The sequence below is a fragment of the Paenibacillus sp. SYP-B3998 genome (assembly GCF_010820665.1).
GTDB lineage: Bacteria > Bacillota > Bacilli > Paenibacillales > NBRC-103111 > Paenibacillus_E.
In genome coordinates this window covers 596,207-619,689 of sequence record NZ_JAAIKC010000001.1, presented here as the reverse complement: position 1 = coordinate 619,689, position 23,483 = coordinate 596,207, and the positions used below count along the sequence as shown (strand labels likewise).

The 23,483-nt window shown below is 43.8% G+C and carries 22 protein-coding genes and 1 riboswitch; of the genes, 4 read left to right on the top strand and 18 right to left on the bottom strand.

All coding sequences use genetic code 11. The features are described 5' to 3' along the window. Positions 1–102: 102 nt before the first annotated feature. The 4 genes from GK047_RS02775 to trhA form a co-directional block, all read right to left on the bottom strand. On the bottom strand, positions 103–2,280 hold the full coding sequence (locus GK047_RS02775; RefSeq protein ID WP_163940831.1) for a HAMP domain-containing sensor histidine kinase: 2,178 nt from the start codon (positions 2,278–2,280) through the stop codon (positions 103–105). Continuing rightward, positions 2,258–2,950 (bottom strand): response regulator transcription factor, encoded by a 693-nt coding sequence (locus GK047_RS02770; protein ID WP_163940829.1) that lies wholly within the window; start codon positions 2,948–2,950, stop codon positions 2,258–2,260. Before GK047_RS02770 ends, GK047_RS02775 begins: the two co-directional genes overlap by 23 nt. 453 nt (positions 2,951–3,403) lie before the next feature. Next, positions 3,404–4,189 carry an arylamine N-acetyltransferase family protein gene (locus GK047_RS02765; protein ID WP_163940827.1) on the bottom strand — a complete coding sequence of 262 codons (786 nt, stop codon included), beginning with the start codon at positions 4,187–4,189 and terminating at the stop codon, positions 3,404–3,406. A gap of 256 nt (positions 4,190–4,445) precedes the next feature. After that, positions 4,446–5,087 (bottom strand): PAQR family membrane homeostasis protein TrhA, encoded by a 642-nt coding sequence (gene trhA / locus GK047_RS02760; RefSeq protein WP_163940825.1) that lies wholly within the window; start codon positions 5,085–5,087, stop codon positions 4,446–4,448. A 202-nt stretch (positions 5,088–5,289) separates the two neighbouring features. On the opposite strand from trhA, the gene GK047_RS30090 reads away from it, so the two are divergent. Beyond that, complete coding sequence (locus tag GK047_RS30090; RefSeq protein WP_275901625.1) at positions 5,290–5,412, top strand: hypothetical protein; 123 nt, start codon at positions 5,290–5,292, stop codon at positions 5,410–5,412. A gap of 71 nt (positions 5,413–5,483) precedes the next feature. On the opposite strand, the gene GK047_RS02755 is transcribed toward GK047_RS30090, so the two are convergent. The 6 genes from GK047_RS02755 to GK047_RS02730 all read right to left on the bottom strand — a co-directional run bounded on the left by GK047_RS02755 (position 5,484) and on the right by GK047_RS02730 (position 12,193). Next, positions 5,484–6,332, bottom strand: a complete 849-nt coding sequence (locus tag GK047_RS02755) for a tetrahydrofolate dehydrogenase/cyclohydrolase catalytic domain-containing protein (protein WP_163940823.1) — start codon at positions 6,330–6,332, stop codon at positions 5,484–5,486. Between the two features lie 61 nt (positions 6,333–6,393). Beyond that, positions 6,394–6,473: riboswitch (ZMP/ZTP riboswitch) on the bottom strand. Between the two features lie 89 nt (positions 6,474–6,562). Next, positions 6,563–7,786, bottom strand: a complete 1,224-nt coding sequence (locus tag GK047_RS02750; protein WP_163940821.1) for an MFS transporter — start codon at positions 7,784–7,786, stop codon at positions 6,563–6,565. 302 nt (positions 7,787–8,088) lie between these two features. Next, positions 8,089–8,922, bottom strand: a complete 834-nt coding sequence (locus tag GK047_RS02745) for a sulfurtransferase (protein WP_163940819.1) — start codon at positions 8,920–8,922, stop codon at positions 8,089–8,091. Positions 8,923–8,953: 31 nt separating this feature from the next. Further along, positions 8,954–10,264 (bottom strand): LLM class flavin-dependent oxidoreductase, encoded by a 1,311-nt coding sequence (locus tag GK047_RS02740; RefSeq protein ID WP_163940817.1) that lies wholly within the window; start codon positions 10,262–10,264, stop codon positions 8,954–8,956. A 238-nt stretch (positions 10,265–10,502) separates the two neighbouring features. Then, entirely contained in the window at positions 10,503–11,282 is a 780-nt protein-coding gene (locus tag GK047_RS02735; protein ID WP_163940815.1) for a squalene/phytoene synthase family protein, read from the bottom strand. A gap of 344 nt (positions 11,283–11,626) precedes the next feature. Beyond that, complete coding sequence (locus GK047_RS02730) at positions 11,627–12,193, bottom strand: TetR family transcriptional regulator (protein WP_163940813.1); 567 nt, start codon at positions 12,191–12,193, stop codon at positions 11,627–11,629. 260 nt (positions 12,194–12,453) lie between these two features. Between GK047_RS02730 and GK047_RS02725 the strand changes: the two genes are divergently transcribed. Further along, positions 12,454–13,413: an ABC transporter substrate-binding protein gene (locus tag GK047_RS02725; protein WP_163940811.1), complete on the top strand. Its 960-nt coding sequence runs from the start codon at positions 12,454–12,456 to the stop codon at positions 13,411–13,413. A gap of 103 nt (positions 13,414–13,516) precedes the next feature. On the opposite strand, the gene csaA is transcribed toward GK047_RS02725, so the two are convergent. Next, complete coding sequence (csaA, locus tag GK047_RS02720) at positions 13,517–13,846, bottom strand: chaperone CsaA (protein ID WP_163940809.1); 330 nt, start codon at positions 13,844–13,846, stop codon at positions 13,517–13,519. Between the two features lie 188 nt (positions 13,847–14,034). On the opposite strand from csaA, the gene GK047_RS02715 reads away from it, so the two are divergent. Further along, a complete protein-coding gene (locus GK047_RS02715; RefSeq protein ID WP_163940807.1) occupies positions 14,035–14,331 on the top strand; it encodes a Rieske (2Fe-2S) protein in 297 nt (98 codons plus the stop codon). Positions 14,332–14,661: 330 nt separating this feature from the next. On the opposite strand, the gene GK047_RS02710 is transcribed toward GK047_RS02715, so the two are convergent. The 6 genes from GK047_RS02710 to GK047_RS02685 all read right to left on the bottom strand — a co-directional run bounded on the left by GK047_RS02710 (position 14,662) and on the right by GK047_RS02685 (position 21,498). Then, the gene (locus GK047_RS02710) at positions 14,662–15,489 is read right to left on the bottom strand and encodes a carbohydrate ABC transporter permease (RefSeq protein ID WP_163940805.1); all 828 of its coding nucleotides are present in this window, start codon (positions 15,487–15,489) and stop codon (positions 14,662–14,664) included. A 1-nt stretch (position 15,490) separates the two neighbouring features. Beyond that, entirely contained in the window at positions 15,491–16,375 is an 885-nt protein-coding gene (locus GK047_RS02705) for a carbohydrate ABC transporter permease (protein WP_163940803.1), read from the bottom strand. A 117-nt stretch (positions 16,376–16,492) separates the two neighbouring features. Then, a complete protein-coding gene (locus GK047_RS02700; protein ID WP_163940801.1) occupies positions 16,493–17,845 on the bottom strand; it encodes an extracellular solute-binding protein in 1,353 nt (450 codons plus the stop codon). 227 nt (positions 17,846–18,072) lie between these two features. After that, positions 18,073–19,263 carry an MFS transporter gene (locus tag GK047_RS02695; RefSeq protein ID WP_163940799.1) on the bottom strand — a complete coding sequence of 397 codons (1,191 nt, stop codon included), beginning with the start codon at positions 19,261–19,263 and terminating at the stop codon, positions 18,073–18,075. A gap of 110 nt (positions 19,264–19,373) precedes the next feature. After that, positions 19,374–20,573, bottom strand: coding sequence for a GNAT family N-acetyltransferase (locus GK047_RS02690; RefSeq protein ID WP_163940797.1), 1,200 nt, complete (start codon positions 20,571–20,573; stop codon positions 19,374–19,376). Between the two features lie 73 nt (positions 20,574–20,646). Continuing rightward, positions 20,647–21,498 carry a Cof-type HAD-IIB family hydrolase gene (locus tag GK047_RS02685; RefSeq protein WP_163940794.1) on the bottom strand — a complete coding sequence of 284 codons (852 nt, stop codon included), beginning with the start codon at positions 21,496–21,498 and terminating at the stop codon, positions 20,647–20,649. Between the two features lie 287 nt (positions 21,499–21,785). Here GK047_RS02685 and GK047_RS02680 point away from each other — a divergent pair, with 287 nt between their 5' ends. Next, a complete protein-coding gene (locus tag GK047_RS02680) occupies positions 21,786–22,517 on the top strand; it encodes a GntR family transcriptional regulator (RefSeq protein ID WP_163940793.1) in 732 nt (243 codons plus the stop codon). 146 nt (positions 22,518–22,663) lie between these two features. Here the strand turns inward: GK047_RS02680 and GK047_RS02675 are convergent, their stop codons facing one another. Beyond that, a complete protein-coding gene (locus GK047_RS02675) occupies positions 22,664–23,395 on the bottom strand; it encodes a ZIP family metal transporter (protein ID WP_163940792.1) in 732 nt (243 codons plus the stop codon). Positions 23,396–23,483 lie beyond the last annotated feature (88 nt).

The following is a 23,483-nucleotide window of genomic DNA, read 5'->3' as shown; positions in this document are numbered from 1 at the left end:
TTCACTTTTATTGTTGTATTCCTGGAAAAAGGAACCAAGGACATTCTGTGTTTGAAAGTCCTTGGTTTCGTCAACTATGGACATATTCCACTTTGGAATTGTTCATGCTGCGCTGGTGTTCCTGTCAAAAATAACAGTCGCCTTAAATAAGTCTCCGTCTACTTCAATCATGAGTTGACCGCCCTGAAGCTCCACGATACTTTTAGCGATAGCTAGGCCTAGGCCTGATCCCTCCGTATGTCTGGACGAATCTCCCCGTTTAAAACGTTCCAATAATCCATCTACATGAAAATCGATTTCATAGGAAGACACATTTTTGATCGTAAAGAGAACTTTATCCTGATCTTCGCTTAGCGAAAGATGGACCCGGGTATGCGGCATGGCATACTTTAAAGCATTGCTAATCAAATTCTCAAACACACGCCAAGTTTTCCGTCCATCCAAGGGCGCTACGATATGGGCATGCTCGACATGAACGCGGAAAGTAAGTACAGAACTTTCAATTTTATCGCTGAATTCTGCTAACGCTTGGTTCAAAAGAGCAGATACATTCACTGTTTCCACCTGTAAGTCTACGGCGCCGCTCGCCATTTTGGATGCCTCAAATAAATCGTCAATTAACACTTTGAGCCTTTGCGATTTTCGATCCAACACTTCGATGTACTTTGCTATCGATTCAGGCGGCAAGTCTTTTTGCTTTAATAAGTCCACATAGTTAATTATCGAGGTCAGCGGAGTTTTGAGGTCATGTGAAACGTTCGTGACTAACTCGGATTTCATTCGTTCACTTTTCTTTTCTTTTTCCATCGATGCTTTGAATCCTTTTTTCATGTTATTCAGATGTAGGGCGAGCTGGGCTAGATTACCTTTTCCCCTTTCTACAATAGAAGAGTCGCTCAAATCCCCTTCGGCAATTTGCTCCGCAGCAACCATGATTCGATGAAGCATCCGTATTCTTCTTATCATAAAAGGAAGGATTGTTATTGCATAAAGAAGGCCATATACGATTCCGCAAATGACTAGTCCAGTTATTTGCTCTTCCATCCCGTATATGGTGAAGGGAATGGCTACGCCTAGTAAAACGGTAACAGAGAAAACAAAGCCTGCCTTATATAGCATGGATTTCTTCACGCGCCGATTCGTTAAAATTACGGATATCCTTCTATACAGGCTGCTTTCCCATTGTTTCGCAAATTGATCTCGGCATTGACATAATCGGATGCCGTCGATAAGAAATAGCGCCAAAACCATCAAAATCACGGAAAGGATTGTCCAACTCGTCAAGATGCTGAGACGAATCGGAAGCTTAAAAAAGGAAATTGTGTTAAATTGGTTCACGAGAATACAGCACAAAGCTGCCGTTATAAGAAGACGTACATCCAAAGGAATCTGACGAAGCCTATTCGTAGGCATATTTTCTAGCAGAAAGCGGAACGCATAATTTTTCTTCATATAAAGGAAAAGTCCGCCTATCAATAAAGAATTAACTACTAGCATAGCGATTTCTTTAAAAAGACGTTCACGAATTGAATTGAAATACATATAATCAGCATGAATTTGACTAAAACCGCGTGCTTCCTTTGGGATAATAAAATAACCCTTCAGCGAATTCTTCTGAAAATATGTGTTAATACGCTGAAGAATTTCATTTTTCACATACGTTTGTGGTAGTTCAATGGCATAAAGCGCTTGTTTGACATCCGCATCCTTAGGTTCTATGTCCATATTTCTATAAACGCTGCTGTTTTTTTGATCTTCAATGTAATAATGAAAAGAACGGCTGCGTGAGGTTAAGCTGTTTTCTACATCGGAATACTCTTTGTTTTTGTAAGAAAGGTAGTCTTTGGTCCGAGTTGCAAGCAATTCCGTAATTTCATTTTCAATTTGAGCAAATTCCCCATTCATTCCCTCCTGGAAATACTGCGCTTCATCAAATTTACCAAGCCTCTTCGCTTCGATAATTTTCTCCATGTACGCGTCTTTCTTTTTGCGTTCCATTCCTTCATAAGTCACTTTCCAAGCCTCACTGCGCTCTGCTCCAATCTTGGCTTGTTCCGTGTATAACGGGTAGTCTTTATTGTCAATATGGTAATAACGGATCAGATTATAATCAAGCTCGATTTCATGATGAAACGCTTGGCTTTGAAAATAAGCATCTTTCTTCAAAAGTTCTCTGTTCTTGACGACATCCGTTATGACTAATATCGCCAGAACACTGGCGTAAATTAGTACGGTTACGAGTAGGTAAGGCATATAGTTATTTCTCGATTTTATATCCAATGCCCCATACCACCTTCAAATATTTTGGATCCCGCGGATTGATTTCAATTTTTTCCCGGATTCTTCGGACATGAACCGCTACTGTGTTTTCTGCATTCACATATGGTTCTTTCCACACCTTATCGTAAATGTCTTCGATGGAGTAAACCTTCCCTCGATTGACCATAAGCAGCTCTAGAATCTTATATTCCGTTGCAGTTAAGCGCACTTCCTCACCATCGACCATTACGTTTTTGGTATCTTTATTCAAGATCAAGCCCCTTACTTCAATTTCATTTTCACGAGCTGCATAATTACTGAATTTGGTATATCTCCTCAATTGTGACTTTACGCGTGCCACCAATTCCAACGGATTGAAAGGCTTTCCCAAATAATCGTCAGCACCGACATGAAGCCCTAAAATCTTGTCCGTATCTTCCGTTTTGGCAGACAGCATCAAGATCGGGATATCCTTGGTTTCTCTAATTTTAAAAGCCGTTTTGATCCCATCTAGCTGCGGCATCATGATATCCAGAATGATCAGCTGAATATCGATCTCCTCGAGAACTTGTAAAGCCTCAAGTCCGTTATCTGCTTTGAAAATATTCATGTTTTCATTGGTTAAGTAAATCTCTATCGCATCTTGAATTTCTCGCTCATCGTCCACGACGAGAATATTGTATGATTGCATAATCTCTCACCTTTTAGGAATGTAATGGATGGCCGCCGCGGCTGACAATCACCTTAACTATATAATAATTGAAAGATTTGACAAATAACTAGGTGAAATGATTACAAATATCTTAAGAAAATGTCGGTCAACCTTATACGTCTTAATTGCAAGCGATTTCATAGCATGAAATTAAGAAAAACGCCTCTCGGCGTCCTTGTCTAAGCCCATATGTTTATGCATGGGAGGGGATTGGGTATGGGCTATCGCTTCTCCACCCCCTACCCATCCCCTTTTCGTTCTACTTGGAGCTGCCTTCGACTTTTCTTTTTGCTAACCTGTCAGTGAAGATCATCCTAACGCTCCTTTTTAGGTTTGACGTAGCTTCGCTCACCCAAAACCAAAACATATAAATTCTGCATATGTAAATAAATCAACTCTAAACTGTTTACCAGATATGAAAGCCCTTCCAGTTTAACCAATATGAAGTCCGAAGAAAGTAATTAAGCCTTCCTTGTATTGTTCATTGGATTGCGGAATAAACGTTTTTACGCCATCGGAGGTGAAGATTCGAAATTCATTCCCTGCAATTGAATTACGTCCATCTTGCGTACGGATAGCAACCATAGCTTCCTTGATAAAAATGGATTCCGGGGCATTTTCGCACCAATAAGTGGCCATTACAAAATCCTTGGGCAATTGCGGCTCTTCAGTGAAGGAATATAACTGACTCCACTGTCCCTTTTTAAACTCGCAAAGCATCCAACCATAATAGGTATCTTGCTCTAAACGATATAATTCATCGCCCTGCTGATGCTCCAGACCCTCGACCATCTGAATAGGCAAACGGGGAACGATGCCTCCTACACCCACATCGCACAAGTAGGTTTCTTCCCCTACGCCGACTTTTAAAACATGGTGACGCCTTTTGGGAGGCAGATTAGGCTCATCACGCCAAAATCGAGCCATGAAGTCCGTAACCGTATAACCAAGTTCTCTCAGAAGCCAGCCAAAAAGGGCATTCAATTCAAAACAATAGCCGCCTCTTCTGCGTATGACGATCTTCTCAAACAGCTCCTCCCGATCTAGTGAGAGCGGCTTCCGCTGCAAGATATCCAGATTTTCGTAAGGTACTGTATGGAGGTGACACTCCTGCAATTTGGCCAGGGTTGATACACTTTTATCAACAGGTCCATTATAATTTATGCGTTCTAGGTATGCGCGTACTTCAGGCCTTACATCACTGCTTTGGCTCTCCATCCTATCACCAACTCCCCCTCGTTCATATTTTGTAAAATAAATAGATCCTGCCGTTCGTCTGCTTCTTCATATCCTATCGACTTAGCAATTCCCGCGCCAATAAACTGCGCTGTACCTACTGAATCGAACTGTTTATTATACGTTCATGTTAATCTATTCAGGTATCGACAACAACAAAAAATAAGATGAGCTCCGCATACAGCTTAACCACTTAGATTAGATCAAGCGTTGGTACACAATCCTACTTACTCACTCTTCATTGAATAACGGGCATGACATACATATACACGGCGATAAAATGACAGCTGCTGCCGCCGAGCACGAACACATGCCAAATAGCATGATGATATTTTAAGCTGCGCCACAGAAAGAATAACACACCAATGATATAGAGAAGCGCTCCGAATACGAGCCAAGCTAGTCCAGTTGAGGGAAGACGTTCTTCTAACGGACCGATTAAGGATACAATCAATCCCCCCATCAAAACATAATATAGCAGCCCCCACGGCATAAATCGTTTAATAATGAATTGCACATAACGCACCCCACATAAAGCTAATCCCCAAATCAGCAGCAAGAGAGAATAACCCAACATGCCTTCTAAGGTAATCAGAAGGAAGGGCGTGTACGAGCCCGCTATGGCTATAAAGATAGCTGCATGATCCATTACCTCGAAGCGTTCGCCCCATTTTTGCGAGCGAGAACTATGCAATAGTGTCGAGGAAAGGTACAGGAAACAATACGATGAACCATAAATGGCAGTTCCAATTGTATATGCCAGATCATCATAAAGCGCCGAGCGCTGCAGTAAAAGCGCAAAGCCGACGGCGCTTAACGCCACGCCGATGCCATGACTTACTGCATTCCAGCGTTCTTCATTTAATGTCGTACTATTCAAGAAATAGGCCCTCCTTTCAGCTACGTTACCTAGTTTTTCCTAATGAAGGAACGGGTATGTACGTAGCTCGCTGGTCGGACCTATGTTTGTTTATTTAATGCTTATACGTGCTGTTCTATTTATTTTACTTTTAGCATACATTCCGTTAATTAATTGGTAACTATACGGAATTATAATAGTTGAATAAGGAGGTGCAAGGCCAATGTATTATGATGAGGATCGCGTACCGTTTGATCAACTAGATGAAATCATTATTCGTGAAGACGAACAAGCTTCAGCTACTAAAACGGATAAGTTACACGGTAAACAAGAAGCAACTGTCTAAATGGCACTGCTTTTTTTATTTGCACCACGATTCCCTCTGGGCGTTCTCGTGATGCGAACCAAACATAAAAACTAGGACTTCAAAGCTTTTTCCGCGGCATCGACCGTATGCTTCAGCAGCACGGCTATCGTAACAGGTCCTACCCCTGCCGGAACAGGAGTAATCGCGCTTGCATTAGTCAGACAAGCCTTGTAATCGACATCCCCAATATTACCAGAATTATAACCAGCGTCGATGACGACCGCCCCCCGTTTAATCCAATCGCCTTGAACGAACCGCGGCTTACCTACAGCCGCTACAACGATATCCCCTAACTTCACCATTCGATGAAGCTCAGTTGTTTTTGAATGACAGATGGTTACTGTAGCATTTCTATTTAGGAGCATCAGAGAAACCGGCTTGCCCAAGATCGGACTTCGACCAATCACGACTACATGCTTACCTTCAATAGGAATGCGATAATAGTCAAGAATATTCATAATAGCCTCTGGCGTACAAGACGGGTAATTAGCAAATCCAACCGCGTTTTGAGCAAAACCTAACGTCGTTACTCCATCTACATCTTTATCTATGCTTATGGCATCAAAAGCTTCACGTTCATTAATCTGATGCGGTACGGGATGCTGCAGCAAAATGCCATGAACATCAGGATCAGCGTTAAGTTGTCGAATCACCGTAACTAAGCCTTCCGTCGTCGTATCCTTACTCAGATGAATACGCCTTGAATCTATACCCAATCGTTTGCAAGCATTTCCTTTCATTCGCACGTAAGTTTCAGAGGAGGGATCATCACCAACTAGAATTGTCACCAAGCAGGGCATAACCCGTTTCTCCACAAGAAGCTGTACACGGTGAACCAGTTTTTCTTTGATGCCGTTAGCAACAGCAAGACCATCCAAAATTAGTTTATTGTCATCCACATCCAGTCAGCCCTTTCATTCGTTTTTAAAATGTAAAAAGGCAAGGGAGTGTTTTCCCCCTTACCTCTGCCCAGGCGTACGGCTATAACATCGATGTGCTCCTCCATGGTTCCCCATGTTCCGCCAGTCACACATCAATCGATCAATTGTTCTCTTAATCATAATGAACAGGTAAAGAAATTTCAAGCAATTTCCCTACCTCCAAATCTACTTGAGTAAGTGGCGAATGCTTACTTGCTAAAAGAATTACTTCTACGCTCTGCCGTGCTATTCTTTTGCAAGAGCGGGGATAAAAAAAGGATACCAATTAGAAACAATCCACCGCTAGCTGCAAAAACCGTAATCAAAGAAAAGGTATCTTTTAAATAACCTGCCAAGGACATTCCGATAACCATCATCCCCATAAATATCGGGGTAATCACGCCTCCAACCCGGCCTACAAACGCACTTTCTGTATTTCTCATTACCAGTGTTTGAATACCAATGTGAATGCACGGATAAAAAAATCCATTCACCACCTGGAAGATAAGAGTGAGCGTTATATTCGAAGACCAACCGACCCCGATCGTACAACAGGTACTAACAAGCAGACCCATCGCCAGCAAGGTTTGCGGCTTCACCTTCTTAGCCAAAACCATAGTGACAAGACCGCCCAGAAGCATGGAAGCGCCGTTAGCCATCAGTAGCCATTGTAAAAACGATTTATCCTTGCCTAAATTTTCGATGACAATAAACAGCGTTAACGGCTGGACGAAACCCGCTCCAAGTCCAGTAACAGCAAAGGTAGCACTAAGGACGCGAAGTGATCGGTTGGCCCATACATACTTGAGCCCATCCACTAACTCTTTTTTAAAGTCAGCTTTGAGTTCGGCATGTAATTCACTTGATGGTTTCAAGGCATTGGGAAGCAGCAACAAGACTAGCGCGGAGCCCAAAAACATAATTCCTGTCAAGATGAGGGAAATTACAATCCCATAGTGTTGATAGATGAACGTCCCAACAAGTGGACCGATGACCATAAAGACTGCCATCAAAGACTGAAACATCGCCATAACGCCTTGCAGTTGCTCAGCTGGTACATGCTGCTTGAATAATTTCATTGCAGATGGCTGTGAAAATTGCGACAACATAGCGGAGAAAAACGTACCCACAAGTAATGAATACCACGATCCATACATCAAGGCAACAATCACAATAATGACAGAAAAAGCAGATAACAGGTCGCATCCTACCATGGTTCGTTTCGGCTGCCATCGATCCGCGAACGTTCCTCCAATAATGGCGAAAATGAAGATAGGCGCGAATTCAGCAACGGAAATAAGGGATACATAATGCGGATCATTATTATTCAGATCCGTCACGTACAGAAGAATAGCCAAATTCCTTACCCAAATCCCAAGCTGCAAAAGTACATGCGAAAATATGACGGTTCGAACATAACGATTATTTAACATCGAATTCCCTTCCCTTTCTGGATAACAAGATAGAGCTTGCCAATCACTCAACTTTAAAGTAATTTTAGTAAACAGTAATTAATTTTGTTTATTTATTTATAGATATATTAATATATTATCTATAAAATTTCAATCACCCTACTACTGATTCAACATTTCCCCAACCTCTCCCTTGTTCGACTATCTTTATTAATCTTAATCACTCAAACAAAAAAAGAGGCCACGCTGTCGTAACAGCATGCCTCCATGATTCAACTACCCATACCCGTCTTCCCCAAAGACTTGCCTGCCGCGCCAAGCACCTATCTCACCACCTCCGTGTCCTCCGCATTCCCCCATTCATCCCAAGAACCTTCATACGGTCGAATATCGGAATAACCAAGCAAGCGCAAAATAAAATACGTATGTGCCCCACGCTGATTCGTCTGGCAATATGGAACAATCGTTTGATCAGGGCTTAGACCCAGCGTTTCAAACTCCTGTTTTAAAGTAGGAAAATCCTTGAATCTTACAACACCTAATTCGTCAGCGGGCCCAAGCGCGTCTTTCCACTCCTTATGAAGCGCTCCCTTGATATGTCCCCCTTTGCGATTAGTTCGTTGATCCGATCCTGAAAATTCATCAGCCGACCGAACATCCAGTAAAATACGATTATGCCCCCCTGCTTGAATATCCTCTTTAGTTATAACCCGCCTTTCGTCAGAAACAGCTGCTATTGTGCCAATTTGCACGCGAGGTGCCTCAGCCGAAATCTCCTTGGCGGCTGCTGTCCAAGCCGTATAGCCCCCGTTAAGTAACTTTACTCGGTCGATGTGTCCATAATACTCCAGCACATAGAATACGCGTGTCGCTAGAACACCGCTTCCGTCATCATAGACCACGATCGTCTTCCCGTCGCTTACGCCGCTTCGCTCCAATACCTCTCTAAAGCCCTCCGCGGAAACAAAGGTATGATTAGAAGTATCCTTTAAGTGCTTGGCATTCAGCCAGATCGCTCCAGGAATGTGCCCCGCGTCATAGCCCTGGGCTCTAGCGTCCAAAAGGACAACTTCTGAAGACGCAAGATGATCTTCCACCCAACGAACATCAACAAGCAATTGTGCATTAGGATAATCATTATTATTCGCGGTACTCATTCATGAATCCCTCCCTAAACTAACTAATGGGCTACAGTCGGCTAAGCCCCAGATTTTCACGCAAACTCGCACCTGTGTAAGTATATGGAAATAGCCCTCTGCGCTGCAATTCAGGAACTACCAAGTCGAGGAAATCCTCTGTTCCTCCGAAGGCTTGCTGCGGCACCACGCTAAAGCCATCCGCCGCACCGCTGGTAAACCATGTTTGCATGACATCGGCAATGTGCTCGGGCGTACCTGTCACGCTCAGCTGTCCGCTTCCATTCCAATACTTTTCAAGGAGTTCTCGAATCGTTAGCTTTTCTTTTTCTGTAATCTTTTTCACCATTTGATGAAAGCTTTGATACGCATTAACTTGACTCGGATCGGGCAGCTCTGGAAACGGATCATCCAATGAATAAACAGAGAAATCGATGCCTAATAAATTAGAAAGGGACATCATCGAGCGCTCAATTGAACCGAGTTCACTCAGCTCGCTCGCTTTCTGTCTAGCCTCTTCCTCCGTTCTTCCAACAATCATGATAAGACCTGGCAATACCTTGACACTATCCAGAGATCGTCCAGCTTTGGCCGTTCTTGCTTTAATGTCTTGATAAAAGAGCTGCCCATCCTCCAACGTATTTTGAACGGTAAAAATAAGCTCCGCAAACTGGGCCGCCAACGTTTTCCCCTCATCTGACGCTCCTGCTTGAACTAACAAAGGCCGACCTTGCGGAGACCTCATCATATTTAGCGCACCGCGAACGGAGAAATGAGTGCCTTCATGATAAATATCACGGACTTTCTGTACATCTGCATAAATGCCTGTGCGTTTGTCCTGCACCAGCGCATCTTCATCCCAGCTATCCCATAATTTGAGCACAACCTCAGCGAATTCCTTAGCTCTTTCATACCGATACGTATGAGGCGGCAACTGCTGCAAGCCGAAATTAAATGCCGTTCGTTCCACTCCCGTGGTCACCATATTCCAGCCTGCCCTGCCTCCGCTTATATGATCAAGCGAAGAGAAAGTCCTTGCCACATTGTAAGGTTCGTTGAAGCTGGTGGAGACCGTTGCAATTAGACCAATCTTTTCCGTTACTGTGGCAATGGCGGATAACAGCGTCAACGGTTCAAATCCCAAAATAGGACCATGCTGAAGGGCCTTCACTTCAACTGACAAACCATCCGCGATAAAAAGAGAGTCAATGCGTGCAGCCTCCGCCTTTTGCGCCAGCCTTTGAAAATACTTGATGTCGTGCAGCTCATCGACCTTTGTACTAGGATGCCGCCAGGCTCCACGATGCGACCCTGTATTTTGCAGCATTAAGTTTAAAATCATTCTCCGTTTTAATTCGCTCATCGTCATCACCTCTGGATTTGATCATGCCCCAACCTCTACGATGTGATTTCCTTTGTCAAAGCACCTTGAGTTTATTGTAATAACTACCATCCATTTTGTAAACTATACTTAGCGGATTAGTTGGAATTAATCTATTCTTAGAAGCCTGCAGCATAAAGCGAAAAAGCCAGTGCTTAAAGCAGTTGGCTTCTAATTCTTCTTATTTAAAATAAAACTCGGTAGATCAGCCAGCCTCGCTCTAAGTTACCCGGCTTACAATTTTGAGAACCGCATCCCGCGTTAACTTGTTCCCGCCTGCAGCGATCAGATTAACTGTCGCATGCGCAAGTGCTAGTGGAATTTTGCAAAACTTCAATGCAGGACCTTCTTTCAGATCTGCAATGTAGGAATCGGCTATTTGCAAATTGCGGCGCGTGTACGCTTGCATTTCCTTAAAATCCCATCCATTAGGAAAGAAGTCGGCGCCTCGTTTGAGATCCTCTACACGATTGCGGAGAATATTCACAGCCTGCAGTCCTCTTCCAAATCCAACAGCCTTGGTTAAATCCGATTGCGTACCATCGTGCCACAGCCATAGCTCGGATAACATTTCGCCCACCATGCCAGCCACGCTATATGTATAACGGTCCAAGTCCTCTTCCGTTTGAATGTTCCACTCTTTCTCAACCCACTCAGACATTTGCAAAGCCATCTCTCCAATGTAACGAAACACGATTGGAGCTGCCGTAGACGGACAAAGAAGCGCCCACTCATCTAGCTGCATTGTAACTGCCGGTAAGACAGATGCATATGGCGCCAGTACCTTTTGTGTGGCTTCAATTATATGCGGGGATTGGAATGCTTCATGTACCCCCCTTAGGAGTTCTACTTTTAATGAATCTGAAATTTCATCATGATCTTCGATTTCGTCGATAGCCCGCATGCAAAGATAGGCGGAGGTTACCGCTTCTCTTAAACCTAAATCCAAACTACTTATCGGAATATAAAAAGTACGGCTCGTTTTCTTTAACATGGTCATTGCATCATTCAGGACGACGTTAGTAATGAGTATTCCCTCCAAGCATAAGCTTCTCTTTTTAATGAAATAAAAGTATATAGCGCATAGTTATCATTATAACACAAGTTGATAATCTCAAGCTTACTCTGACGACTATTATACCACTGCTCTGCTCAATAATGGAGTAAAAAGAAGAAGCTAAATCAAGTCGCTTTAGCGAATTAACCCAGCCCACTCCTCTATTTCCTAATATTGTCTTTCTTCTCGATAAATATTCAACCTTGAGCAGCAATTATCTGATGGATAGTTTTCTTAAGCGAAGTCGTTCTAGAAGTAAACGCTTCATGAGCACGGTAAACGCCTTTTTATAAAAACGTCCTCATCGAGGCCGATAACTCATTTACTAATCTCCCCATCTCTTCAGGGGACATATTATATTCCTGTAAGGTCCACTCAATGAGCATGACATGGACAAGCGCAGAAAAAGACTTTTGCGCATAACGGCGGCTGTTAGTCGCTTGATCGGCTGTTGATTCCTCATCGTTATTGATGAATAGCTCATCGATAAATTCGCTTAAACTCTTATAAATGATTTGCCTGATTTTACGGTCCGTAAGCATAATATTATGGATTAATGCTCTGGGAGCATGAAGCTGCCAGTTTCGAAACAGCATGATAAACATATCCTCGCTGTACGATTGGCTCTGGTTGAAATCCTTCCACATCCCGATCATCAGCCCATTTAAATACTTTAATAATATCTCATCCTTATCCAGATAGTTGCGGTAAAACGTTTGTCGGGCTAGCCCAGCTCGATCCGCAATTTCCGTTATTGAAATTTGAGAATACGGTTTTTTTTCCATAAGTTGAAATAAGGCCGTTTGAATCCATTCCTGCGAGCGTAAGGACAGTTTATTGGCAGGCTCAATCACATGTTACACATCCTTAGTTTTGTCTATTTTAGCGCGTTTGGCCTCGCCAAGCATTGCATAATACCCCGTTTTATATTAATGTTACAAACGTAAAACATATGTTACAACTGTAACACATTGCCGCTTTCTTACAAGCTACTTTCCATCGGCTAGAAGTCTTTTTTTAAAATTCACATTAATAATAATAATCATTATCGAAATTTCCGAAAAAAGCGATGGAAATCGGCTGCAATTATTACTATTTCGGAAGGGGAATTGTTTTGTTTAAGTCAAAAGGTATTTATGCACTGGTTGCTTTACTCTTTGTTTCACTTCTAGTTACCGCATGTGGAAAGGTGAAAGAGCTCCCTACTGAACAAGTTGCTGGAAGCGTTGAAACACGAACAATTAAGCATGCAATGGGGGCGTCCACGATAAAAGGTACGCCACAACGTATCGTCGTATTAACCAACCAAGGCACCGAGTCCCTGTTAGAAATAGGAATTAAACCTGTAGGTGCGGTCAAATCTTGGATTGGCGAACCGTGGTTCGATCATATCAAAGACCGAATGACAGGGGTTGAAGTGCTAGGCGATGAGACGCAGCCGAATCTAGAGCTGATTGCCAGCTTGAAACCGGATTTAATTCTTGGAACCAAAGTTCGTCAGGAAAAAATTTATCCACAACTTTCTAGCATTGCCCCTACTGTTTTCACAGAAAATTTGGGCGACAGTATGATTGAGAACTTCCAGCTTTATGCTCAGGCATTGAATAAAGAAGCTCAAGGGAAATCTATTGTGGACGCGTACAACCAAATCATTGAACAAACCAAAGCGTCTCTCGGGGAGAAAACGAAGCAGCGGATCTCACTAGCCCGTTTCCAACCTGGAAAGGTACGTGTGTATTATAAAAATAATTTTGCCGGCATCGTTCTCAAGCAGTTGGGCTTTGCACGGCCCGATGCTCAAAATAAAGATGATTTCTCTGCTGACATTACCAAGGAACAAATTGACGTGCTGGACGGAGACGTATTCTTCTATTTTGTGTCTGACCGCAAGGGGGAGACGGAGGCCTCGAAAACCATGGACGAATGGTTACAAAGTCCGCTTGCCCAAAACTTGAATGTCGTCAAAAAACAACGTACCTTTAGCGTGAATGAGCCCATTTGGAATACTTCCGGAGGCATCATCGCTGCAAAATTGCTCGTTCAGGACATTAAAACTAGGTTTGAAAAGCTATAAGAACGGATTTTGATTGCAAAAGAGGAGCTTCGCCATGCAAACAATGGCGAAGCTCCTCTTTATTTGACAGAAGGGAAGCTAAATTCCTTTCATCCCTTGCACACTAAGAAATGGGACTTCCATTTTCAACAAAAACATCGGGCTGCAAGAGCACTACATCTCCTTCTTCAGGAGTCGCTCCTAACACCAGTACTTCGGATTTAAAACCAGCTATACGCCTAGGAGGAAAATTCACTATAGCAGCTACTTGTTTCCCTATTAATGTCTCCGGGTCATATCTGCGCGTTATTTGCGCCGAAGAAGCTTTAATCCCTAAAGTTCCAAAATCAATTTCTAATTTGATTGCAGGCTTTTTAGCCTCTGGGAAAAATTCAGCTTTAACAACCGTACCGATACGGATATCTAAAACAGCAAAATCTTCAAACGTAGCCATATATCCTCCTCAATTCTTTGTCCTTTGGTCTTTGCACACTTTCCCATCATCGGCTAACTGCGTAAGAAAAACACCCCTACAATTCCTACCTTGCGCATGGCCGCCACGTCTCATTCTTCCCCTCATTTGGTATATAAATCGAATGTGGCGTATAATCGAACTACCCATTTCGAAAAGGAGATCACGTCATGAAAGAAATCGCCATTGGAACGAGAGAACAATTTGAAGCTTTCCCCGCAGAAGTCCAGGTAGAGCGCAGACCTTATTTTCTATTCGAAGAAGAAGACGGTTTCAAACTGATGTCTCGCAAATGCCCGCATGCTGGCGATACCGTCGAGCTCGAAGACGGAGAACTTGTGTGTCCGCTCCACGGTTGGACATTCGAGACACATACTGGACGCTGCCATAATATACCTAGCGCCCAACTAGCCAATTATGAAGTCATTCTACGAGACGGCATTCTGTTCGTCCAAATGGAGGAATAGACGGAAAAAGATAGGATCAAATAGCGCACTCATTTGTCCTACACGATTGGGCATTTGGTTGAATTCACTCCCCCTTTCATTATAAAAGATTAACGCCTAGGAGTCATACTCCTATTTAACCGTACTCTCCTTGTTGTCGTTAACACACGCAAAGGAACTGTCCCCTGAGTGTTTACATGAAAGAGAGAGTCCCAAATTCCACGTAAAAAAACCTTCAAATCCACTAGTAAAGTGATGGATTTGAAGGTTTTTTTTGCACGAAGATTAGCTCAAAGTGGGGCCTAAAAAATCTTAAACTTGCTTTTGGAAATCCCATTTTAAGCCGAAGACTTACCCCTTCACACTCCCCGAGGTAACCCCTTGTATAATGTGCCGTTGCAAAACCGTATACACGATAATAACCGGTATCGCGCTAATCATAACAGATGCCGTAAGAGCTCCGTAGTTCATCTGAAATTTGTCCATGAAAGAGACAACGGCAACAGGTAATGTCCTTAGATCTTGACTGGATAAAAAGAGGTTCGCCATAATGAATTCATTCCAATGCCCCATGAAGTTCAAAATAAATACCGTCACAAGCGTTGGCAGCGTCAGCGGCATAACAATGCGCCAGAGTAAGCCATATACGGAAAGTCCGTCCATAATGCCCGCTTCCTCCAGCTCCTTGGGAATGGATTTCAAGAACGCAGCAATGACAAACACAGAAAGCGGAATACTGAAGGCTGTATACGGAACAATCAACGCAAAAGGCGTATTGTAGATCCCCAGCTTCTTGATCATGATATATAAGGGAATGAGCAGCGATGCTGGCGAGATGAGCAATGAAAGCAGCAGAATTCCGTACACCAGCTTGCTCACTTTGGGAAACTTCATTCTCGTTATGGCATAAGCGATTGCCGTCGCAAGCAAGATAGCAGCAGTCGTTGCAGTCGTACTCACATACAAGCTATTCATAAAATAACTACCGATATGTGAACTTGCGAATGCATCCACATAGTTTTCTATTTTGAATTTTTCGGGAAGACCCCACGGATGCAGGACGACCTCTGAATTGTTTTTAAAGGATGAATTAAGAATGAAGAGGAGCGGGTATAAGACAATAATTAAATACAGTACAAGAATCAGATGCCGGATCATACCGCTTGCCGTTCTTCTCATATTAGTATTCGACCTCCTCTGACCTTTTGGTGATGAAATGGAAGATTAATGTCAATAGGACAGTGAATAAGAAGATGATTATGGATATTGCATTAGCATAGCCAAAGAGTGACATCGAATAAGCTTGCTTGTACATGTAAGTAGCCATGACCTCAGAACTTCCGAACGGACCGCCTCTTGTCATAATAAACACGATATCCAATGCTTTCATCGCTCCTGTGATCGATAACATCATAACCACGAGGATAACAGGTCTTATCAAAGGAACCGTAATATGACGCGCTTTCAACCAACCGATGGCACCGTCGATTTCCCCTGCTTCTTGCACTTCTTTGGATATCGAGAAAATGGCAGCCAATACCAGAACGATATAAAATCCAGTCCACTGCCAACCATTCGTGACGAGTATAGCAAGCATCGCATATCCTTCTTCGCCTAGCCATGCATGCGTCCATTTCTCTAGCCCGACGGTGCGCAGCAGTTGATTAATCAGACCAGCGTCAGGATGGTAAATAAACTGCCAGATCACGCCTACAATCGCTGTCGACAGAATACTCGGTAAAAACACCGTTGTTTTGTAGAAACCAAGAAATCTACGAGCACCGCTTATCAGAATCGCAAAGAAAATAATGACCGGTATTTGCACGAACACCGAGAATAAGACGAAATAAATATTGTTCTTGAGTGCAACCCAAAATTTCTCGTCCTGATAAGCTTTAAGGAAATTATCCAAACCATTAAAGGTCGCTTCATTAATCCCGTTCCAACTCGTCACCGAATATTTCAAGGAGCTGAGCATGGGTACGATGTAAAAGGTCATGTAAAGCACCAAGGCCGGAACGACAAACAGCACATAGGCAAGCGGATTCCGTAATACTTTATTCATGATATCCCCCCTCTTTTTGATAATAATGACGTGATTGTCGCGGAGGTGCTGCGTAAATAGCTCTAAATCAGGACACCACCGTTTACAGGCGGTGTCCAACTGCTCATGTAGCGTACATTATTTAGCCGTTTGTGCCGCTTGCATTTTTTCAGCAGCTTTTTCCGGGGTTACTTTGCCTCCGAGGAGTTCTTCCATAGTTGCCTCCAACGTTTTCTTCACAGCAGGTGAAACCAGCGCATCAAATGCAGGGAAGGCGCCTTTCTTGGCAGATACTTGGCCTTGAACGACTTCCGCCACTAATCCTTTGGCATCTCCGATATCCGATAGCTTAAGCGCTGGCGTGTTACCGGATTCTTTCAAAGCACGTTTTTGATTAGCTTCTGTATAGAAGTTTTTGATAAATGATTTAACCGCTTTCAGCTCATTTTCATTCAGCTTAGAAGAAAAACCGTAACCATTCGACCAACCGCCGTTAATCATATCGTCTCCAGGACCGCCCATGCTCGGGAAATTAAAGAAGCTTGCGTCATCGGCTACCTTAGAATTCTTGCCCATGATGCCAGATGCCGCCCAACTTCCATCGAACAGCATGCCAGCTTGGCCTGTATAAAATTTGGCCTGACCATCGGCATATTTGGTAGCGATTACATTTTTGTCTAAATATCCTTTTTGCTTGAGCTCCTCCAGCTTTTTAAACGCTTCAATTACAGGCGCATCTGTCCACTTGGACTTGCCCTTTGCGAAACCTTCTTGAATTTCTGGACCGCCAAGGCGAACCATCAATGTGTTCGTGAGCATGTTAATGACCCAACCATCGCCAGAGCCTCCACCCATGGCAATCGGCGTAATTCCTTTCGCTTTAAGCGCTTCACATACTTTCAGAAATTCATCCCAGGTTTTGGGAACTTGGACACCAGCTTCAGCGAACATCTTTTTATTATAGAAAACGCCTTCAATAAATCCCGATCGAGGAAGTCCATATACTTTGCCATCCACCGAAAATTCGTTCAAGTTCATGAACTTGTCTTTCAATCCAAGCTCTGCAATAATCGGAGTCAGCTCAAGCAATCTGCCCGCCTTGGCGTAATTCGTCGTATCTGCGCCACCGAATAAGTCGAAAATTGGCGGAGGACTGCCTGCTTGCATTTCAGCTTTGAGTTTGGTGTCACGATTGACAACATCCTCAACACCATCCAACTCAAATTTGAGTCCAGGTACTTCCGCTTCGGTGGCTTTAACCACATCCTGCAAAATCGCAAGATTCGATTTGGCTGTATCTCTAACTTCTATGTGTCGCAAGGTCATCTTAAACTCTTTGGCCTTAGCGGCTTCCACTGGTTTGACGGATGCAGCTGCATCCGGGGAGGTTACAGCCGCCGGCTTGCTGCCACCGCCATTACCGCATGCTGCTGAAGTTACTGTCACAGCCACAACCATTGCCATAGATAATGCATTTTTCGTCTTTTTCATTGTTGACCTCCTATAAATTGCAATTATTTTTCCTTGCACTTTGATTATAGAAACAGGCACCGGTAAATTATAGAATGAGATTTCGGGAATCAAGGGATAAAATCCTCTATTATTCCTAACTTGTTATAATTGTCCAATGGTTACATCCATTCTTGGCAAACGAAAAAGCCGTATCCCCGGCAGCAGCCTTGTGCTGACTTTGAGGATACGGCCTTCTTCACTCCGCTTTATCTTCCTAGCGCATTTGATTTCAAGGATCTTTTTTCCGTGTAGAGCACTTTGACGATAATGAAGAGGGCCACTACCACCAACGTAATAGGTATCATAAAAATAGCAGGAGATATCCCCTCAATCAGGACGGGCAGTAAATAGCCGATGAGGGAGGCTGTTTGGGAAATGAACAGATACAAACTTGCCCCAAAGCCCGTATGGTTTATAAACATCCGCTGCACGTATCCCATTGCTACCCCGTATAAAATAGAGATCGACAACGAATAGAGCGGTTGAACTGCAAAAAACAGACCTATAGGAGCAGTGGTCGTATAAACGGTATAGGTAATAAGCGCACATAAACCGCCTAAGACCATAATAGACTTACTCCCGTATTTGGCTGCCCAATAACCCGTCAGCGTCATGAATAACAGTTCGAACACAGCCTGACCGCTCCACAGGTACGACATCAGATCTGGCCTTTCGAACCTTTCATTGAAAACTAACGGTAAATATAAACCACGGATGGCGTCAGCACACAAAAGCATCAAAAGGGCGATTAACATAGCCAAGGAGAATGGCTCGCCGCCTTTGACGACTGCCGCCGCACTCCCCCCTTTCACCTCGCTATAAATGGATAAAAGTAGGAAGAGACCTACATATCCAGCAACATTCCCCCATAGTACCCCTTGGAAACCTGTTAGCAAGTATAGATTAGCACCCAACAGCAATCCCATAAAAAAGCCAACGCTATAGCCCGCCCGAAGCCAAAGCAATGCGATTTCCAGAATCGACTCGGCTCTTTGCTGGAAATGATTGCGGGCCATGGCAAAGAGCTGCCCCATGATCAAGCCTGAGGGAGCAACGGCAATGGACATGCCTGTTAGCGCGCTAGAATAATCGTCTGCCTGCATATAGATGATGAGACCGCTCGCACAAAGCACAGCCGCTATCATGGGAATCGTTTTCTTTCCTTTTAACCTATCGCTGATGATGCCAACAGACAAGGTAATCAGCATGTTCAGAAATAGCGATATCGCGAATATGGAGGCGATTTCACCTTTTGATAGATCAAGACGATCCTTCAGATATACCGCATTCATGGGAGCAAGAATACCTGTTCCAATCCCATAAATAAGTATGGCTAACAGAAGGTACCCCGCGCCTTGGGTACGTAGAAATAAGCTGAGATCTGACTTTACTTGCATAACCTACCTCTTTTCTTCATCCTCTGAACGCTTAAATCTAGTCCATTAGACGGCCTTCACTTACCGAACCGAAGAGAAATTTCTTCTAGCAGTTGCCAGTATCCGCTTGGTTAAAAATAATCAACCTCCCAGAATACGTAAGGAGTTTCTGGAAATAGAACGTTTAGAACTTCGCTACCTTGCAGTTCTTCACGGTTAAGCGCTTGAAATCCTTTAAGCAGCAGCGTTATCCATTCCTTATCATTGAATTGAAAGCGAAAATTGTATGTGAGCGAGTCATGCACCTGCATGACTTCCACTTTATCTTCATGCACGTACAGCTGAGCCTCCTCACAGCAACCTATTGTGAATAACAGAAAAGTGGGTTGCTCAAACAGCTTTACATGGCTCTTTTGTATTCGCCGCTTCAGTTCAGGAACCATTTTAATGAAGGAGCCTGTAAGGCTGAACGCCTTCCACATTTTTTCTCTATCTATCTCACGTCTCGCTCCGTTGTCACTTAAATAGTCATTAAGGATATGATATGAGGGTAACATTGCTCTCACTGTCGTGCAAGCCTCCGCAGCCAAGGCCTGGCCTAACAAATCTATAGCCGCTTGCTTGGCTTCGCTCAAATAGCCACAATCGGCAATAATCAACTGATTGTCTTTCACAATTTTGTACCTCAAATACGCAACGAGCTGCCCTCTGGTTCCTTCGGCCACTAGAAAGCGCTCAGACTTGACGGCTTTCCAAGCTAATTGTCCCTTCCAATAGGCTATTGAGCGCACCATGGATGCAACGGCTTGAAGGTTACTTGCTGCATAAATTTGACTTACCTGATCTAAATCCGCCTCTTCGAAAAACCGAATCCTGTATGATTCGAGAGAATCGGCACGCAGGAGTGAAGCGTCGGCAACCCATGGCTCCTCTGGAATAGTGCACCATCCTACTTGCTCATAGAAGGAGTTTCTACCCGTCAGCAGCATAGAGAGATCGTACCCATTTACTTTCATGTAGTCGCTCTGCCTGCGCATAAGCTGCTGAGCAAGACCGCGATTGCGATACTTGGGTAAAGTAGCCACACTACCGATACCGCCAACCTTGAGCGCAATAGATCCCCAACGCATCATGTATGGGAACACTTGAACAGTCGCCGCAAAAATACCATCCACGAAAGCAAGATGCGTGGTTTCCAAAGCGTATGTACAATCATAATCAATCCGTTCTTGAAAAAAAGGCCGATCTTCAGGGAATACCTCTGCGCAAATATCAAAAACCTGATCGAGTTCACTTCGGTTAAGCGCTTGGCGTATTTCAATTGTTTCCATTTCAAACACTCCTTCTGGACGTGAATTTCTGGTTTCATGATGCGCAGGCTACTATCGGTTCCTCTGATTTTTTTTATATAATCCAGCTTTCCAGGGCTTGAGCAATTCCTTCTTCTTTATTGGAGCCAGTCACGAAGGTTGCATATCGCTTGAGCTCCTCGGATGCATTCCCCATAGCCACGGACATGCCAGCATACAGAAACATGGACACATCGTTCATCCCGTCGCCAATAACCGCAACTTCGTTGGATTGCCAGCCATATGTTTCTGTAATTCGAGCGAGTGCCCCACCTTTATCCGCTGATAAATGCGTTATTTCCAAGTTGGTAAGGTGCGATGTTGTTACGCTAATTCCCTCCAAACCACGAAGTTCTTCGCAGATGACCATAAGCTGCTGTCTTCGATGCTCTGACACAAAAAACTTTTGCACATTCGTTTTCCCGGTTTCCAGCCACTCTTGAATAGAGTGCGCTTCATACATGTAGGGCTGATTGAGCTCATCTCGCAGCAGCGCTTCATACCCACTCTCGCTGCCCTTCACATATCTGTAATAGGCGATTAATCGTTCCTCATGATCCGACTTGCTCGCAATCACTATGCGATCGTCTGCATAGATGTCGTAAAGAGCGTCATATTTGTGTAAAATCTCATAAACCTGCCTCGTCAACTCAGGCGAAAGCGACCTGCGATCCAACACACTTTCATTCAGTTGGCGAATCTCTGCTCCATTACACGTAACTAAGGGCATCGTAATTCGCAGTTCTCTCGCATAGGGAAGGGCTAGAGGCAAGTTTCGGCCCGTGCACAATGTCACTTCCGTGCCTTGCAGCCTCAGCATACCGATCGCTTGTTTCGTACGCTCCGTGATGATGCCTTCACCATTCAATAGGGTACCGTCAATATCCAAAGCAACTAATTTCAACATGATCTTCCTCCTCAAATCAATCAGCCTAATCTTATCTCCTAATGATTAAATCTGCCCATGAACGTGTCCGGAGCATCTGCCCCAAGCCTAGCTAATGAACAAGGAATCAAATGTAGTCTTTTCTAGTTGTAATTACATCTTGTTTTTATTATATAATGTAATTACATACTGTCAATATAATTAAGATGTAAGTACAAATTAATTAATGCTTGGATGTTACTTGATTTGATTTATTGACCTTCGCATCATAAAATGACTTTATATTTACTTCGTAAAGGAGGTATTCAATGAGTACCACCAAAGGCAAAGCCATCTACATGAAAGTTCAACAAAATCTGATGGATAACATCCAAGCAGGAGTCTACGGCGAGGGAGCTAAGTTACCCACTGAAGATGAGTTATGCGGCATTCACAAGGTGAGCCGACCCACCGTTCGTCGTGCCCTGCAGCAGCTCGAATTAGCCGGTCTTATCAAAAAAATTCATGGCAAGGGTACCTTTGTTACGCCAGACAATTCACAAATCATACACCGGCTCCAAGCTCCTATGATTAGCTACCCTGAACATATGCAGGCGCTTAGACGGCGTTCGGAAACTAGCGTATTAGCATCGACCGTCATATCCGCCGATGCTAATCTTAGTGAACATCTCCATGTTCCTGCCCAATCGCCTCTAACGAAGCTTGTCCGTTTGCGCGTATCAGCCAACGTGCCTGTCTCTTATGAAGTTTCTTATATTCCGTGGCAGCTCGCTCCCGGTCTTTCCAACGATATTTGCAATGGCTCGCTATATGAGCAGCTAAGGGAAAACTATGGGCTTCAAATCGATCACTCCATTGATACGCTTGAGCCTATCATTGCTGATGATGCTATCGCCCAACTGCTTCAAATCGCTCCTGGAAAGCTATCTTTTCAATTAAAAACCATTTCCTATCTAGCCGATCAAACTCCATTTGAATATAACGAGAGTATATTACGCAGCGACACTTCCAAATTTATTATTGAGCGGCGTCATACCTAAGTTAAGCTTACATTGAGAAGAAAATCGGTCATCGACGAAGTTCGCCCATGATAAAAAAGGTCAACCCGTGAAGCCAGTTAACCTACCTTTAATGAAACAGTGTGACAGACTGATCGCTATGATACTTGTCCATTTCTGTTTGATGCTTATTTTAATAAATGTGTGATCCCAATCATGGTCAGCAGCCCGAAGATAAAAGCAAAGGTTGACACGCGTTCGTTCCCGTCCCCATGGCTTTCTGGAATAAGTTCCTTGTATACAACGAAGAGCATGGCCCCAGCAGCGAAAGCAAGGCCATAAGGCACAATGCTCGTGAAACTGCCGATAAATAAAAAACCCAACCAGCAGAAGAGCAGCTCTAACAACCCCGTAAGCGTTGCTAAAAGTAAGGCTAACCATTTATACATCCCGTGGGTAATTAGAAATAATGCCGTTAAGAAGCCTTCCGGAATGTTCTGAAGACCGATGCTTAAAGCAACGATCGCGCCTAAATCATGATCTGCACTGCCAAAACTGACGCCGACCGAAAGACCCTCTGGCAAATTATGAAGAGCCATGGCAAAAAGAAACAAGGATGAACTTGTTCCTTGGGAGGGAGGTAGATTCGAACGCGCGGGTTCCTTGTGAGAGATGAATTGCTCCATGACGGTGAGGATAACGGTTCCCAATAACATGCCTATCGCAAGCACGAAGAGATTGGATAATTTCAAGGCGGAAGGGATGAGCCCATAAGTAGAGGCGGAGACCATAATTCCGGCGGTGAAGGCTAATAAAGCGTCTCTTCCACGGTGAGTTACATTCGTGAAGAGCATTGCTGGAAGCGCCCCTAACGCCGTGCATAGCGAAGTGACCAGACTTCCCGTAATCATTGAATTCATACGTGCCTCCTCTACACAGACAAGCTTATACAAACATATGAGGAAGCAGGAGGAATATGACCAAAAAAAGCCTAATCCAGGATAACCG